General features: G+C 51.9%; 16 protein-coding genes. 4 read left to right on the top strand and 12 right to left on the bottom strand.

Translation table 11 applies throughout. The features are described 5' to 3' along the window. The first annotated feature begins 101 nt into the window (after positions 1-101). Positions 102-563 (top strand): DUF4268 domain-containing protein, encoded by a 462-nt coding sequence (locus tag EFA69_RS15660; RefSeq protein WP_123134030.1) that lies wholly within the window; start codon positions 102-104, stop codon positions 561-563. A gap of 94 nt (positions 564-657) precedes the next feature. Here EFA69_RS15660 and EFA69_RS15665 read toward each other — a convergent pair whose 3' ends face one another. The 12 genes from EFA69_RS15665 to EFA69_RS15720 all read right to left on the bottom strand — a co-directional run bounded on the left by EFA69_RS15665 (position 658) and on the right by EFA69_RS15720 (position 10447). Further along, positions 658-978, bottom strand: coding sequence for a hypothetical protein (locus EFA69_RS15665; RefSeq protein ID WP_123134031.1), 321 nt, complete (start codon positions 976-978; stop codon positions 658-660). 150 nt (positions 979-1128) lie between these two features. Continuing rightward, positions 1129-2316, bottom strand: a complete 1188-nt coding sequence (locus EFA69_RS15670; RefSeq protein ID WP_123134032.1) for a molybdopterin molybdotransferase MoeA — start codon at positions 2314-2316, stop codon at positions 1129-1131. 9 nt (positions 2317-2325) lie between these two features. After that, positions 2326-3090 carry a sulfite exporter TauE/SafE family protein gene (locus EFA69_RS15675; protein WP_123134033.1) on the bottom strand — a complete coding sequence of 255 codons (765 nt, stop codon included), beginning with the start codon at positions 3088-3090 and terminating at the stop codon, positions 2326-2328. Then, positions 3087-4175 (bottom strand): HesA/MoeB/ThiF family protein, encoded by a 1089-nt coding sequence (locus tag EFA69_RS15680; RefSeq protein ID WP_123134034.1) that lies wholly within the window; start codon positions 4173-4175, stop codon positions 3087-3089. The genes EFA69_RS15675 and EFA69_RS15680 overlap by 4 nt, the downstream gene beginning before the upstream one ends. Further along, entirely contained in the window at positions 4159-4761 is a 603-nt protein-coding gene (locus EFA69_RS15685; protein WP_123134035.1) for an NTP transferase domain-containing protein, read from the bottom strand. Before EFA69_RS15685 ends, EFA69_RS15680 begins: the two co-directional genes overlap by 17 nt. Next, positions 4748-5227, bottom strand: coding sequence for a cyclic pyranopterin monophosphate synthase MoaC (gene moaC / locus EFA69_RS15690; RefSeq protein WP_123134036.1), 480 nt, complete (start codon positions 5225-5227; stop codon positions 4748-4750). Before moaC ends, EFA69_RS15685 begins: the two co-directional genes overlap by 14 nt. A 195-nt stretch (positions 5228-5422) precedes the next feature. Continuing rightward, positions 5423-6415: a GTP 3',8-cyclase MoaA gene (moaA, locus tag EFA69_RS15695; RefSeq protein WP_245964600.1), complete on the bottom strand. Its 993-nt coding sequence runs from the start codon at positions 6413-6415 to the stop codon at positions 5423-5425. A 6-nt stretch (positions 6416-6421) separates the two neighbouring features. Continuing rightward, entirely contained in the window at positions 6422-6832 is a 411-nt protein-coding gene (locus tag EFA69_RS15700; protein ID WP_123134037.1) for a molybdenum cofactor biosynthesis protein MoaE, read from the bottom strand. A gap of 9 nt (positions 6833-6841) precedes the next feature. Beyond that, positions 6842-7084 (bottom strand): MoaD/ThiS family protein, encoded by a 243-nt coding sequence (locus tag EFA69_RS15705; RefSeq protein WP_123134038.1) that lies wholly within the window; start codon positions 7082-7084, stop codon positions 6842-6844. A gap of 394 nt (positions 7085-7478) precedes the next feature. Continuing rightward, the gene (locus EFA69_RS15710; protein ID WP_123134039.1) at positions 7479-8195 is read right to left on the bottom strand and encodes a hypothetical protein; all 717 of its coding nucleotides are present in this window, start codon (positions 8193-8195) and stop codon (positions 7479-7481) included. Positions 8196-8325: 130 nt separating this feature from the next. Beyond that, positions 8326-9252 carry an SDR family NAD(P)-dependent oxidoreductase gene (locus EFA69_RS15715; RefSeq protein WP_221175757.1) on the bottom strand — a complete coding sequence of 309 codons (927 nt, stop codon included), beginning with the start codon at positions 9250-9252 and terminating at the stop codon, positions 8326-8328. Positions 9253-9631: 379 nt separating this feature from the next. Beyond that, the gene (locus tag EFA69_RS15720) at positions 9632-10447 is read right to left on the bottom strand and encodes a membrane or secreted protein (protein WP_245964601.1); all 816 of its coding nucleotides are present in this window, start codon (positions 10445-10447) and stop codon (positions 9632-9634) included. 247 nt (positions 10448-10694) lie between these two features. Here EFA69_RS15720 and EFA69_RS15725 point away from each other — a divergent pair, with 247 nt between their 5' ends. The 3 genes from EFA69_RS15725 to EFA69_RS15735 all read left to right on the top strand — a co-directional run bounded on the left by EFA69_RS15725 (position 10695) and on the right by EFA69_RS15735 (position 15082). Continuing rightward, positions 10695-12143, top strand: coding sequence for an alanine/glycine:cation symporter family protein (locus EFA69_RS15725; RefSeq protein ID WP_123134042.1), 1449 nt, complete (start codon positions 10695-10697; stop codon positions 12141-12143). Between the two features lie 91 nt (positions 12144-12234). Beyond that, on the top strand, positions 12235-12915 hold the full coding sequence (locus tag EFA69_RS15730) for a pseudouridine synthase (protein ID WP_123134043.1): 681 nt from the start codon (positions 12235-12237) through the stop codon (positions 12913-12915). Between the two features lie 310 nt (positions 12916-13225). After that, positions 13226-15082, top strand: a complete 1857-nt coding sequence (locus EFA69_RS15735; RefSeq protein ID WP_262696992.1) for a PAS domain-containing sensor histidine kinase — start codon at positions 13226-13228, stop codon at positions 15080-15082.

Raw genomic sequence — 15082 nt, forward strand, 5'->3', positions numbered from 1 at the left:
TTTACATGGTAAATACCGAATATTAGGTATTTTTAAGTAGTCATAGGTAGGTACTTCCCCTGGTTGTATCCTGCCTGGCGCCCGCTATTTCTTTTAATTGCATGTATACCAGAGAACAAGCCTCCCAATTAAGACAAGCCTTCTGGACCGCGTTTGGCCAGTACATTGCGCCGCACCCCTCGGCCGAAGGCCTGAGAATCAATTGGTCTAACTACAAGACGGGGATCAAGCATGTGTATTTCAGGATGCGGGCCGAAAAGAAAACGGCTTCCATAGGTATTGAGATCACCCATCCAGACCCCGAGATTCAGGAGCTTTTCTACCAGCAGTTTCTGGAACTGAAACTTTACCTGCACGAAACCCTAAGCGAGGAATGGGAGTGGGAACTACATGGCACCAACGAGTACGGCGAAACCATTACCCGCATCTACAAGGAGATTAGCCCCGTGAACATCTTCAACCGCGACGATTGGCCTACCCTGATCTCGTTCTTCAAACCCCGCATCATTGCCCTTGATGAATTCTGGAGCGATGCCCAGTACAGCTTTGATGCTTTGAAGTAATGAGGGGATAAATGTTTCTATATGAGGCAAGAAGCAAGCGTAGGGTGAAAAAGGTTTGGCCTTTTCTTCATCCATCATCTACTGTCTGTACGCTTTACCACAAGGAAGTATCCTCTTCACCTTCTTCCCGTTGGTTGCGGTAGAAGCCCGACTGATCATGCAGGGGAGAGCCTTTGCCCTCTAAATGGTTTTGCAGATCTTGGTGCATTTTCTGCTGGTCCAGGGCCAGAAACTCCTTCCAGAGAAGCTGGTCGTTTAAGGTCATGCTCTCTACCAGTTCCTCCAGCTGTATGCTCTTACCCTCAGCTACCTGTTTCTGCAAATGCGGATCTGCGCCGAGCAACTGCTGGATTCTCTCCCTGAAATAAGCATTCAGTTCGCGGTAACGGGCCTCATTCCATGCTGTATTTTCCATAGCGTAGTGATTTGTCTTCTGCTTGTGTACGCAAGATAAGCGGTGGAATCCTAACTGCGGCGGCTGTTTTTGGCCTGATTTTGAAAAAAGAGCCCCTAAACGGTAAGGGAATTTTGTTACTGCCAGCAGTGGTGTCAATCAACGGAATTTTTAAAGCAGCGTCAGCGGGAACGATTCTCCTGCCTTGAATTCATCCTGATCTGCCGGAAGACTCAGCAACGCGTCTGCTTTATATAAACTGGTTAAATCTCCGGAGCCGGATGTTTTCACGGGTAATGCCTGTAAAACACCGTTTTCATTGGTGAGCGTAACAGGAACGTGGTAGCCCAGGGCGGGTGGAAAGGAGATAGGCTGCGCCAGTTGCGCTTTCTGTGGCTGAGTTTTCAGGCCCAGCGAAGCCTTAAGCCATGGCCAGAAATACAGCTGGAAACACACGTACGTAGACACCGGGTTGCCCGGAAACCCGAAGACCACTTTCCCCTCCGGCAGCTTCCCGAACAGCATGGGCTTGCCCGGTTTTTGGGCTATTTTATGAAAAACGGTCGCTAAACCCAGCTTCTCCAATCCCTGCGGCAGAAAATCAAACTTGCCCTTAGACACCGCTCCAGACAGCAGCAGCACCTCATGCTGCGGAAGAATGGCGGCTAATTCCTGTTGCATTGTTTCAGGCGCATCGGGGAGGTGGCAGAGGGAAACGGGAACCTTTGCCTCTTGGAGCGCCGCCGCCAGCACATAGGCGTTAGACCGTCTGATCTGGTGCGGAAGCGGGGTTTGCTCAACGTCTACCAGTTCATCTCCGGTAGAGCAAATGGCCACGCGGGGCATACGGTAAACTTTCGCCTGGTGCATGCCCACCGAGGCCAAAGTGCCAATGATGGCGGGCGTAACCGTCACTCCCCCTGAAACCAGAATGGAGCCCGCGGTACTATCTGAGCCCTGGCGGTGGATGTTCTGGCCGGAGGTTACCTTCGCTGCCAGCACGGTGGCCACTTGGTTCTGGATTTCGCAAACCTCATAAGGCACCACCGCATCTGTGTTGGCGGGAAGCATGGCTCCGGTCATCACTTCAATGCAATTTTCAGCAGTTGCCAAAGCCGTTTGGGGTGATCCGGCCGCCTGAATTTTTTCAATATGGAAGCTTCGGGTACCGGAGGCAAAACTTTGTGCCTTAATGGCGATGCCGTCCATGGTGACCCGGTCAAAGGGAGGCAAATCACGGTCGGCGGTTACTTCCTGGGCCAATACCCGCCCCACGGCCTGTAGCAAGGGTACTTCTTCTGTACCCAAATTCATCTTGTGTTGCAGCACCAACTGCAAGGCTTCGTCTACTGAGATCATGGGGTAGGATTAACTATAGCTGAACACCAGCTTGAGGCCAATGTACAAGACAAAGATACCGGTAAGTCCTTTCACGGCCTGCGGATGGAGCTTGTGCAGGCTTATGCGGGTGCCCAACTGTCCGCCCAGAAAAACGGCCAGCAGCAAAGGCAGCAGAACGTTTTCATTCACCTGAAAATGGCCGCCCGCCACCTGCCCCAGTAAACCCGCCACTGAGTTGACCAGGATGAAAAAGGAGGCCAGGGCGGCAATGGTGCGGGCGTCTGCCCAGCGCAACAAGTGCAGCACCGGCGACAGCAGAATACCACCGCCTATGCCCACTAACCCGGAGACAAATCCCGCGCCCGCGCCCAGCAGTAGATTAAAGAAACGGGAATGCTGCGCATACGTGAACTTTTGGGTTACCGGCTGTATAAAGTACTGAACCACCAGGAGACCTCCAGAAAGCGCCAGCACACTACCCAGACAGACAAAGAAGACTCCTTGGGAGAGCGCGAGGGTGGCGCTGAGAAAAGCCATGGGAACGCTGCACAGGGCCAGCGGCAGAAATTTCCTCAGATCAAAATGCCCTTCCTTGACGAATAAATAGGTACTTCCGCTTACCACCACCAGATTGCAGAGCAAGGCCGTTGACTTAATCTCCAGAAAATTGGGCAGGAACAGCGCCAATAATGCCAGATAACTGGAGCCCCCGCCAAACCCCACCGAGGAATACAGCGTGGCCACTACAAAAAAGCTCAGCACCAGTAGCAGCAGGTTCAGGTCAACGTTCATGCCGAGGCTAGTCTTTGGGTTCCGTTCGTTTGCAGCCACTCATCCATGCCGCCACTCAGGCTGAACACTTCCAACGCTGAACTATGGGCAAGTAACAGCTCCGCGGCTTTGCGGCTGCGGCTTCCTTTCTGGCACATGGTCACAATGGGTAATTCTGCGGTGAGCGTAGGCGCCTGCCGCTCAAATTCAGGGAGTGGCTTCAGGAGCGCTTTCTGCAAATGCGCTAGTTCAAACTCCTGCGGTTGCCGCACATCCAATAGCAAAAAGTCTTTCTTCTGGTCAAACCAGGAGAGCAATTCTTCGGCGCTGATTTCTGCCACTGTCTGGCAAGAGGCCACTGCGTAAGAAGATTGGAGGGAAGTAATCTGCTGGTTCAGCGGGTTGGGTTTCAGTTTGATTTTGTATTGGGTCTGGTTCAGGAAGTCCAGCATAAGCAGCTGTCCTGAAAGGGTTTGTCCTATTCCAGTTAAAACTTTTACTGCTTCCAGGGCTTGTTGGCCACCCACCAGGCCCGGTACCACGCCTAATACTCCCGCCGTGTTGCAGTCCGGGATTTCCTGGGCCGAGGGCGGCGTAGGATACAGGCAGCGGTAAGTTGGACCGTTTTGGTGGTTGAACACGCTTACCTGTCCTTCAAACTGGTGCAGGGCGCCGTATACAAACGGTTTCTTCAGCAGCACACAGGCATCATTGATGAGGTACCGGGCCTCAAAGGTATCGGTGGCGTCAATGACCAGATCATAGTTTGAGATCAGCTCCAGCGCATTCTGGGGGGTGAGGTGCGTGGGGTAGGGTTGCAGTTGTACTGTAGGGTTGAGCAACGCGAGTTTCTGGGCGGCTACTTCCACTTTCAGCTGGCCTACTTCCTGGGTGCTGTACAACACTTGCCGGTGCAGGTTGCTCAGGCTGATGCGGTCACCGTCTACCATCCCAATCTTACCCACGCCCATTCCGGTGAGGTATTGGAGCACCGGCACGCCCAATCCACCGGCTCCTACCACCAGAACGCGGGCATCCAGCAGTTTCTGTTGCGCCTCCGGCCCGAAGCCCGGCAGTTGCAGTTGGCGGCTATAGCGGTTGTCCATGGTGCAGCTTTTGGGTGATGTAGGCAAAGTCTTCGGGGTTGTTGGCGTTGTAGAGTTCCTCGTCCTGGGCCGGATGAATCAGTTTGATGTCTGACTGGAGCAGGAATTTTCTGGGGCAGGTTTTGCCGGTTTGGCTAAAGGCCAGAGCCGGGGCATAGGCGGCGGGTTCCCAGATGGCCAGCAGCGGTTCTGGTAAGTCTGAGCCGGTGAGGGCGTAGGCCGTGGCTATTTTCTGCGGGTCGCGTTCTTGTAGCAGTTTTTGCAGGGTCAGTTCCTGTACCAGGGGCAGATCACAGGCCACCACTAGCCAGGCAGCCTGCGGGTGCTGGAGCAGTGCACTCAAAATGCCGTTTAAAGGTCCGCGCAGTTCGTGGCTGTCCAGGAGGTAGTTTAGGTGCGGGGGTACTTCGGCTTCCTGCCCCGGGCGCAAGCTCATGAAAACCCGCGAGCACGTGCCTTGCAGCAATTGGTACAGGTACTCGCGCTGGCTTTGGCCGTGGTAGCGCAGCAGCCCTTTGTCCTGGCCCATGCGGGAGCTTTGCCCGCCGCTCAGCACTAGTCCGTACATGGGTTTATCTGTTTGCATGGAGATCAGATTTGCCGCCTGTTTTCTCTACCAGCCTGATGTCTGAAATAGTGATGTCATGGGTGAGGGCCTTGCACATGTCATAGATGCAGAGCGCCGCCCCAGATACTCCCGTGAGCGCTTCCATCTCCACGCCGGTTTTTCCTTCGCACCGCACTAAGCAGGTAACTTTAAGTTGATTATCCTCTATAGGTTCAATCTCTACTTTGCAAGTGGACAAAGCCAGCGGGTGGCACAGCGGAATGAGGTCAGCGGTTTTCTTGGCCGCCATTACGCCCGCAATGATAGCCGTCTGGAACACCGCGCCTTTCTTGGTAAGGAAATCCTGCTCCGTCAGTTGCGTAAAAACCGACGCGGGGAAGCGGACCAAACCTTCGGCGATGGCCGTTCTTACCGTCACCGCTTTGGGCGAGACATCTACCATGCCGGGCAGCCCATTTTCATCTACGTGAGAGAGAGTACTCATCTAAATTTATTTTCCGTTTAGCGCCTGTTTTTGAAAAATCGGCCCCTAAACGCAAGTGGAGGATTATGTTTCACTGAGAGCGTTGCAGACTCATGGCTTCGGTTTACCAGAAATCAATGGTACGTCTGGTGCGGTTTTCAAATTTGCGTTTAGGGGCCGATTTTCCAAAAAGAGCCGCTAAACGCCGGGAACAGCTTACCCGCCCAGCACCGACATGGACGTGTGGATGCTCTGCGCCTGGCTGGCCTCCGCGGCAAATCCGTCTTTCGCCCTCATGCTTACCGCCTCCAGTATTTCCTGGGTGAGTTGCTCAGTGGAGAAGCCCAGCCGAAGCAGGTCCCGCAAGTTAGTGGCCGGTGGACCGTACAGGCAGGTGCGCAGCTCGCCGGTGGCTCCCAGCCGAATGCGGTTACAGGTGCCACAGAAGGTTCTGCTGAACGAAGGAATAATCCCGAAGGACCCCACATACCCCGGCACCCGGTAATTGACCGAGGTGGACGAGGGTTCACTCTGTAGTTTCTCCAGCGCGGGGTAATGGTCCTGCAAGTGTTGCAGAATCTCCCGGTGGCTCCACTGGGGCAGGGCAAAGGAATCGCTGCCGTTGAAGGGCATTTCCTCCAGAAAGCGCACCGCCAGCCTGTGGTTTTTGGTCAGTTCCACAAACGGCACCAGATCCTGGATGTTCTTGCCCTCGGCCACCACGCAGTTCAGTTTCACGTCAAAACCTGCTTCCAGCAGCTGAAAAATACAGGCATAGACGGCGTCAAACGTGTCGCGGCGCGTAATACGGTGAAAACGCTCGCGGTCCAGCGAATCCAGGCTGATGTTGATTTTCCGGATGCCGATTTCCTGCAAGGCGTTGATGTGTTTCTGGGTGAGCGTGCCGTTGCTGGTCACCGTGATTTCCTCCAGCCCGGGCAGTTGGCTCAGGCGCCGAAGAAACGGGATGATACCGGCCCGCACAAAGGGCTCGCCGCCCGTAATCCTGATCTTGGTCACCCCCAGCGCACAGAAAAGCGCCGAGAGTTGGTACAGTTCCTCAAAGGAGAGCAGTTCCTGGCGCGCGGCAAAGTCCATCCCTTCCTGCGGCATGCAGTAGTAACACCTGAAATTGCAGCGGTCCGTGACCGAAAGCCGCAGGTAGGTGAGTTGTCGGCCGTATTTATCTAGTAACAAGGGTTTGCTCATGGGCGGTTATGGATGGGCGTTAACCCATACGCTGTTGTCTTGGTAGTACTCTTTTTTCCAGATGGGCACGGTCTTCTTGAGTTCGTCAATGAGAAAGCGGCAGGCGGTGAACGCGGCATCTCGGTGCGCAGAGGCCACGCCAATAATCACCACCGGCTCGCCAACGCGTTTCTCGCCCACGGCGTGCAGCATCACCAGCCGCTCCAGGGGCCATTGGGCTTGCGCGCGATCGGCTATTTTCCTCATTTCCTTCAGGGCCATGGGCGCGTAGGCCTCAAAGACTAGTTTTACTACATTTTTGCCTTTCGCGTTGTCGCGCACGGTGCCTATGAAGAGGTCTATCCCGCCCGCCGTGGGCGCTTGCAGATATTGATAGGCTTCCTGCAGGTCTACCTGGTCTACTATTCTGATCAGCATGGGTAAGGTTTAACCTCCGCTCACGGGAGGAATGAGGGCGATTTCATTTTGGGGGGACAGGGGCTGGTCGTCCATGGCGTATTCACTGTCTACGGCCACGGCCAGGGAACTGAGTTTCTTCAGTTCGGGGTAGCGGCTGGCCAGCCAGTTTTTCAGGTCCCCCACGGTGTGCAGCGTTTCTTCCCCCGGCGGAACGCGCAGGGCAGAATGGCCCACTATTTCTCTGGTAATGCCAAACAGCAAAATTTCCATGGTTTCTGTCTTGTGTGGTGCTGCCCGTACAGGCAAGATTCTATAAAGCTACTTTACTTTTGCCGCACCCCCAACTTTGCCCTGCCGGATGTGCGTTTAGCGGCTCTTTTTCCTAAATCAGGCTTAAAACAGCCTTGTGTACTCCGTTGGCCGGTGTCATGTTTTAAAATTTAGGGCGAAAGCACCAGATGTGCTAGTTTCTACCGCTAAACCAGAGGAAGATTTTTTCCCCAAGTGTTGATTGGCACGCGTTCAGGATCTCAAAAGCCCCAGATAACTTGTCAACGAAGTGGTGAAAGTGATAGTTTATTTATTGGTAATAAGATGTTTGATATTAGGTACTTGACGATGTGCGTTTAGCGGCTATTTTTTTAGAATTTGGCCAAAACCAGGCTTAGAACTCAAACATCTCTTCTTCGTCTTCACCTTCCAGAAACACATCTGGGTCTGGGAGCAGCGTATGGATCAGCTCCTGGTGCCGGGGCTCGTAGATGAGTTCGCCGCGGAGCAGGAAACGGTTTACCTCCATTATCACCTCGTAGATGGGGGTGTGCACGTGCTTTGGAATCTTGAAGAGGCGCGGGTCGCGTTTGTCAAAGGGGGTGGGCACTTTGGAAGCATAGAGGTAAGGGATCAGGGTTTTGGAGCAGCTCAGGGCAATGCGGTCAATCTGGTGCGCCTCAAAGTAGTCCTGTAACCTACCGTTGATGTTCTCAAAGAATTCGGCAGTCTCGCCCAGCCGCACGCGGGAACCGGCCCTTGACTTACCTTTGGTTTTCAGGTACTTGATCTGGCTCTTGCCCTGTTTCTTGCGCACCATGTAAGACCGGTATACTTTGTGGTTCAGGTTTTTACCGTCCTCAAAATACCCCATGGCGCAGTTTCCCGCCTGGATCAAGAGCACCACGTAGTTTACCGGTTTGGTGGTAACCTCGGCCTGCGGCTGTACGGGAGGGAGGGTGAGCGGCAACCGGAAATACCATTCCTCATTGCCCTGCTCATCTAAGAAAACAAGCCGATGCTTTTCATAGTCATAGGTGGCGGGCAAGGCCAGCTCCTGAATTTTACAGAGTAGGTCGGCGGCAATCTCCCGGGGGATGAATCGATTCATAAAACTTTGAACGGAAAAGAAGGGCGCGGGCTTCGCTGATGTAGCTTAGGCGCCCCAAAGCAAAGGTAACAGCTCCTGCCAAAACCACCCCGGTTGTTTCATCCGCTACCTCACCGGAATTTTCTCAACCTTACGGTTGCTTTTTCTTCTGCTTCCGCATTTTTCTTTCTTCCTTCATGCGCTGCCTAACGCCATCGTCCACTCCACGTCCGCTGGACATAGGCTCAAATGCCGACCCAGAGGTAGCCGGGGCTGGTGGGGCCGTCTTTATCTGGTACCGGTGAATGATGTTCGCGGAGTACCTCTCTGTGAAGTGAGGGAGGATCTTGTGGGAAAATTTGGCGCTCTTCGCTTTCCAGCCCACGGCCAGTTCTTGTCTGGGCCTGATGGCTGCTCTAATGGTGGCGTTCACTACTTTGCTGGGCGGGTCCATAAAGGCCATGCGGGGCGTGCCGCCGCTGTAGTTAGCCGAGTGCCCCCAGAAAGGCGTGTCCACGGCCCAGGGCTCTACCGTCACCACCTTGATGTCTTTGCTACCGCTGAGGCGCAGTTCCTGGTTAATAGCCTGGCCCAGGTGACGCACCCCCGCTTTGGTGGCTGCGTAGGAAGCATGGTAGGCCAATGGGTTTTCGCTCTCAATGGAGCCCATGTTGATGAGCGTGCCGTAGCCCTGCGTCTTGAACTGTTTGATGGCCGCGTGGCTGCCGTAAATAAAACCTTTCAGGTTGATGTCTACTATCCGTGACTGGTCTTCAATAGGAATTTCCCAAAACCGCCCAATAGCACCTACGCCCGCCATATTGATCCAGACATCAATTTTGCCGTACTGCTGCAAAGCCGCCTGCAGGAGGCGCTGAATGTCCTCGGGCTTACTGATGTCCATGGGCACCACCAGCGCCGTTCCGCCCGCCGCCCGCACCTGGTTGGCTACTTCCTCCAGCAATTCCCCTCGCCGGGCGGCCAGTACCACATTGGCTTTATAGGCACCCAACTGTTCGGCTACTCCGCGCCCGAACCCACTGGAGGCACCCACAATCACAAAAGTTTTACCCGCCACTTTTTTCTGCCCGGCAGTACCTAACTTAGAAGTTGAGCAGCTGCTTAATAATACAGTGAACCACAGGTATAAAAACAAGAGCGTCCTCAGTCTTACCCATGAAACAAGAGCCTTGTTTTTGCTGCTCTGGCTGTAATGATTTTGTAGCGGAAATTTCCCTTTAGGAGCAGCGGCAAGGGCAGACGTGGGGCTTGGATTCAGTAATATTCTGGTCATAGTAAACAAAACGGGGATGGAGGAAATGACTCTTTAATTACAGCTGTACCTTGGTTTTGGGAAATAGTTATACTGATTTTTCAGTCTTAATTAAGAAATACCAGAAGGCTAGCATTCGCAAGAAGAATAACTAAGTGAAAAGAGTTGAAAGTGACATTAGCCATTACTTTGAAAGTCGTTGCCACACCTCATTCACCTTTCCACCCGTGCTGCTTAGGCCGCTGTGGTGCCATCTTCCGTCTTGCATGGCAAAGTTGAAGGACAAGGACATACCCACCCGGTTGTTGTCGCGGGAGAAAAACTCCAGTTGTTCTGTGTATTTCCCATTCTGGGCGGTGTAGGTGCCGCCGCCGGTTCCAAAAAAGCCGCCGGTTTGGGAGTTGAAGGCAATCCACTGGAACCGATCGGCCGTTAAGACTTTGATGGTTTTTCTGGGGCCCGGCACCATCTGGTTCATCTGTCCATCCTGGCCCTCCCTCTGGCTTATGCGCCAAGCTCCCGCCAAGGGAGAACTGGTGTTTTTTACGGGCATTTTTTCCCACGTAAGTGTTGACCCATTGTTGCCGCTTCTCATCTGGAGTTGCCACTTCCCGTTCTTCTGGGCATAGCTGCCGGTTACAGCGGTGCCTACTTTGGTGCTGTCAAAGGTATTGAACTCGTATCTGGCCGTGAACTTTCCCCCATCTAATTGGTATGTGCCGCCGTACGTGCCCAAGAATTTCTTCCCGGCTAGGTCAAACTGAGCCACGGTGAAAAAGCCATCGGCCAGAAGCAGGGCGTTCGTTGCCTGCTGTCCGTTTCGTGAGTTGCTCACCAGTTGCCAGGCTCCTTCCAGGTCAGTAGACTTGGGAGCTTGGGCAGAGGATTTTGATGGGGACAGGTGGTGGGGGCTATGCTTAGGGGCGGGAACAAACCAACCGGTTACAAGCATTGACAGGCTCAATATTATCTGCAACAGGAAAAGTGAAAGTGTGTTCATCGGCTGACGTTTTTAAGGTTGTTGATGCGCTTGGTGCATTTCATTTCTACTACGGAATCTGATGGCGTGCAGGTGTTGCAAGTTGTTGGTAGAGTACGGTTTGTAACAGGAGCAAGACAGACAGAAAAACAAGTAAAACCTTCTAGTAGAAAAATTTTCCTTACTTTAGCATAGAATGGGAAGCGCGAGCCTCCAAAGAAATGGCTTCCTCCAAGGCTTTTAAGCGATTACTGGTAACTCAATATTCATGGAAAAAATCATTACGGGCATCAATGACGTTGTCTGGAGCAACGCTTTAATTGTGCTATGTCTGGCCACGGGCGTTTATTTCTCCGTTAGAACCAAATTTTTGCAGGTGCGCTATCTGCGCGAAATGATTCGGCTACTGTTTGACAACAAGGCTTCAGAAACGGGGGTGAGTTCATTTCAGGCTTTTTCCATTGCCATTGCCGGACGCGTGGGAACCGGTAACATTGCCGGAGTAGCCACCGCCATTGCCATGGGCGGACCAGGAGCTATTTTTTGGATGTGGACCATTGCGTTTCTGGGCAGCGCCTCGGCGTTCATAGAAGCTACCCTGGGCCAGATGTACAAAGAAGTAAAAGATGGTCAGTACCGGGGCGGTCCGGCTTACTACATAGAGAAAGGATTGGGCATGAAGTGGTACGCCGTGGTGTTTGCCATTGCTACCATCCTGAGCATGACCTTACTCTTGCCAGGGGTGCAGAGCAACAGCATTGCCATGGGGATCAAGAACGCTTTTCCAGTAGATCCGGCCATCACCGGAGGGGGAATTACGCTGGTACTGGGCCTCATTATATTTGGAGGAGTAAAACGGATAGGGAAAGTAGCCGAAATTCTGGTACCCTTTATGGCCGGAGCCTATATTCTAATGGCGCTCATCATCATTGGGATGAACATCACTCAGGTACCTTCCGTGATCAGTTTAATTGTACGCTCGGCGTTTGACCTGGAGCCTGCCTTTGCCGGTGTTTTTGGTATGGCGGTAAGCTGGGGGGTGAAACGCGGTATTTATTCCAACGAGGCAGGTCAGGGTACGGCACCCCACGCGGCAGCGGCCGCTGAGGTAAGTCATCCGGTAAAGCAGGGACTGGTGCAGGCGTTCAGTGTGTACGTAGATACGCTGTTTGTGTGTACCGCTACGGCCTTTATGATCTTGTTTACGGGGCAATACAATGTAGTGAATCCTGAGGGTGGCTTTCTGGTGGAGAATCTGCCGGGTATCCCCGTAGGTTCTGAATTTACGCAGATGGCGGTCAATACCCATTTCCCAGGCTTGGGCGGAAAGTTTGTCGCTATTGCCCTCATGCTGTTCGCGTTCACCACCATCATGGCCTACTACTACATAGCGGAGACCAATTTGAGTTACCTTTTCCGGAAAGGCACCAATAAATGGCTGTTGGTTTTGCTGCGGGTGTGCATCATGGGCGCCACGTTTTTAGGTGCGGTGAAGACCGCCGAAATGGCTTGGGCCCTTGGTGACATTGGAGTGGGCGTGATGGCCTGGCTTAACATTATTGCCATTCTACTCTTGCAGAAGCCCGCTTTGAAAGCTCTCAAAGACTATAATGCCCAACGTAAAGCTGGAAAAGACCCCGTGTTCGATGCCCGTAAAATAGGGGTAGCCAATCTGGAAGAATGGGAAGAGGAGCCAAAGCCCCTGGTGTCTGCCTGAGCATGTTGCGGGAATAAGTAAATTAACATTCTAAAAGAGCCAGTGCAGAAGGAGGTTATCCTCTTTTGTGCTGGCTCTTTTTCTTTAAAGTATGAAAGCAATTACGTCTTTATTACGGCATTTTGTGGTGCAGAAAGCCAGATTCTCTAATAAAGAGGCGGCACACTGTATAGCCGCAGGAAGAGTGCTCGTGAATGGACAGAAAGGGTACCTCAATCAGGTGCTGCTACCAGAAGATACCGTAACCCTTGACGGAGCGGTCATCAAAGCCCCGCAGGCCTTTATCTATTTAGCCTACTACAAACCCCGTGGAGTGGAATCTACCCTTAACCCAAACATTGAGAATAACCTGGCTCAGGCGCTTGGGTTAAAGGAGCGGGTATTTCCGGTAGGCAGGTTAGACAAAGAATCAGAAGGATTGATGCTGCTCACCAATGACGGAGTCTTCTATAACCGCATCAGCCACTCAGACAACCATCAGGAAAAAGAGTACGTGGTGACGGTAAATAAAGCGCTTACTTCTGAAGTTATTGCGCAGTTGGCGGCGGGTGTGGAGATCATGGGTCAGAAAACACGTCCGGCACAGGTAGCACAGGTTGGGGAGAAGGCTTTCAGGATAGTGCTCACCCAAGGACTCAACCGGCAGATCAGGCGCATGTGCTATAAGCTGGGGTATGAAGTAGAACGGTTGGTGCGGGTGCGGGTGGTGAGTATTGAGGTGGGAGAGTTGCAGCCAGGGGAGTGGCGGGAGTTTCATTTGGAAGAGGTCTAAAGTTCCTGTACCGGCTGAAACTCCTATCTAAAGCTACTCTTTGATAGTATTGACTTATTCCATGTAATTATTATCCTTGAGGCAAAGTTTTATTATCAGTTATAACCTCAGCTCTCTTTAGTAGTGATAAACATTATTGTTTAAGTCAAAGCCATACATAGTTAACTTTTCTCTTTAGGCAATAAATGACGTAATTCTGACGTTAAAAAAGTTTTATCAATCTAATTAATAATAAAAATAATAATAATCTAGTAGGTGTTGTTAGGTTTTAAATAATAATTTGTATAATTGCGGGAGGATTTCTCCAACTGTGAATACATATAGCGAATTAGTATCCCCTGAACTACGGCAGGAAAAGTTTTTCAGGCTTTTGTTTATGAATAGCCCTTTACCAATGTGGGTATTCTGTACCACGAGCCTCAGATTCTCTTTGGTGAACGACGCAGCAGTGAAGTTGTATGGTTACACCAGGGAAGAGTTTCTTCAGATGACGGTCCAAGAAGTGGCCCCCCCTTCAAAATTGTTTACCCTGTTTGGGGCACACAAAGAGCTGAAAGGTAAAACTGGGGCCGCTGGGGAGAAGGTGCATGTGAAGAAAGATGGTACGCTTCTTTTTGTGCTGGAGTCTTCCAAGCCACTTCCTCCCGAAAAGGAAGTAACGGAACGCATGGTCATTATCCAAGAGATGTCGGCGCTCAGGAAACTTGCCTTACCGGCTTGTGAAGCTGAGAAACCCGTTCTGGATATTCTCCACAAAGTGGAAGAGGTGGTGTTCTCCTTCAATGGGCACATGGAGATGACCTACATCAGTCCGCAGTGCTTTGCCCTTACAGGTTACGTTTCTGAACACTTCTACCAAGGGCCGCTCTTATGGTTTAATCTGGTGCACCCGCAGGATAGGCACCTTTTTGAGGAAGCCATCCAGAAAAATAAAAAAGGGAGGAAACGCTTTCAGTTTGAGCACCGCATCAGAACCGCCAGCGGCGAAGAGAAGTGGGTGCTCACCAAATGTTTCGCTACCTTAGACCAGAAAGAGGAATTGATTCGGTTGGATGGGAGTATTCATGACATTACGGAACGGAAGCAGGAAGAAGAGCGCCTCAAGTTTGTAGAACTCTCTTTTGAAAATTCCGCGGAGCCTTTTCTCTGGATTAGGCAAGACGGCCAGATAAGCCGGAGCAATAAAGCGGCGAGCACGTTTTTGGGGTACCAGGAGGAAGAGTTCCAACTGCTCAAGTTCTATGACATTTCCCCCTCCTTAGACATGCAGGTATGGCAGTCGCATTGGCAGGCGTTTGAACAGCTGAAGAGCCTTAGCATTGAAACCATGATTCAGGCCAAAAACGGACAGCTGCATCCGGTTGAAATCCACTGGAGCTATTTTCCCTATAAAGAAGAGACCTACAGCTTTACCATCATCAGGGAAATAGCCGAACGGAAAAAATCTGAATCTGAAAAAGCGCATCTGACGGAGAAAACCCTAAAGCAGGTAGAGCATTTGCAGCAGTTCGCCAATATTGTGTCGCATAACCTGAGCCGCCCGGTGGCTAATTTGGTTGGTCTCACCAATTTATACAACCGACAGAATCTGGCGGACCCCAATAACCTGGTGATTATTGATAAATTGGAACGGACTACCCATTATCTGGACTCCGCTATCCATGATCTGAACGAGATCCTGACCATTAGGAGCCAGACCGACCAGCTGCTTGAGGTGGTAGATTTGCAGCAGGGCTTTTTGGAGGCGCGGGAATGGCTTGCGCTGCAATTGGTGAGCAGCAAAGCCAGCCTTACCGCAGATTTTTCCAAGGGAGCCACTGTTTTGGGCGTGAAAAGCTACATCAGCAGTATATTTTTCAATCTTATCTCTAATTCCGTCAAGTACCGGAGCCCCCACCGGCCTTTAGAGATTTACATCAGTACCCTTCAAACCCATCAACATCTCTGCCTGCTGGTGCGGGACAATGGCCTGGGGATTGATTTGGAGAAGCAGGGGAAGAAGATTTTTGGGCTGTACCGCCGGTTTCACCCAAACATTGATGGCAAAGGGCTAGGGCTGCACATGAGCAAAACCCAGGTAGAGAGCATGGGGGGCTACATTGACGTGGAAAGCACGGTAGATGTAGGCACCGTTTTTAAAGTTTATTTTCAAGTTCCGGTTAATTAG

It is taken from the genome of Rufibacter immobilis, assembly GCF_003721565.1.
Lineage (GTDB): Bacteria > Bacteroidota > Bacteroidia > Cytophagales > Hymenobacteraceae > Nibribacter > Nibribacter immobilis.

Coding starts and splice junctions, on each gene's coding strand:
- EFA69_RS15705 (WP_123134038.1), bottom strand. CDS start 7,084: ATGGAAATTTTGCTGTTTGGCATTACCAGAGAAATAGTGGGCCATTCT.
- EFA69_RS15720 (WP_245964601.1), bottom strand. CDS start 10,447: ATGAACACACTTTCACTTTTCCTGTTGCAGATAATATTGAGCCTGTCA.
- EFA69_RS15660 (WP_123134030.1), top strand. CDS start 102: ATGTATACCAGAGAACAAGCCTCCCAATTAAGACAAGCCTTCTGGACC.
- EFA69_RS15725 (WP_123134042.1), top strand. CDS start 10,695: ATGGAAAAAATCATTACGGGCATCAATGACGTTGTCTGGAGCAACGCT.
- moaA (WP_245964600.1), bottom strand. CDS start 6,415: ATGAGCAAACCCTTGTTACTAGATAAATACGGCCGACAACTCACCTAC.
- EFA69_RS15685 (WP_123134035.1), bottom strand. CDS start 4,761: ATGCAAACAGATAAACCCATGTACGGACTAGTGCTGAGCGGCGGGCAA.
- EFA69_RS15730 (WP_123134043.1), top strand. CDS start 12,235: ATGAAAGCAATTACGTCTTTATTACGGCATTTTGTGGTGCAGAAAGCC.
- EFA69_RS15670 (WP_123134032.1), bottom strand. CDS start 2,316: ATGATCTCAGTAGACGAAGCCTTGCAGTTGGTGCTGCAACACAAGATG.
- EFA69_RS15710 (WP_123134039.1), bottom strand. CDS start 8,195: ATGAATCGATTCATCCCCCGGGAGATTGCCGCCGACCTACTCTGTAAA.
- EFA69_RS15675 (WP_123134033.1), bottom strand. CDS start 3,090: ATGAACGTTGACCTGAACCTGCTGCTACTGGTGCTGAGCTTTTTTGTA.
- EFA69_RS15700 (WP_123134037.1), bottom strand. CDS start 6,832: ATGCTGATCAGAATAGTAGACCAGGTAGACCTGCAGGAAGCCTATCAA.
- moaC (WP_123134036.1), bottom strand. CDS start 5,227: ATGAGTACTCTCTCTCACGTAGATGAAAATGGGCTGCCCGGCATGGTA.
- EFA69_RS15665 (WP_123134031.1), bottom strand. CDS start 978: ATGGAAAATACAGCATGGAATGAGGCCCGTTACCGCGAACTGAATGCT.
- EFA69_RS15680 (WP_123134034.1), bottom strand. CDS start 4,175: ATGGACAACCGCTATAGCCGCCAACTGCAACTGCCGGGCTTCGGGCCG.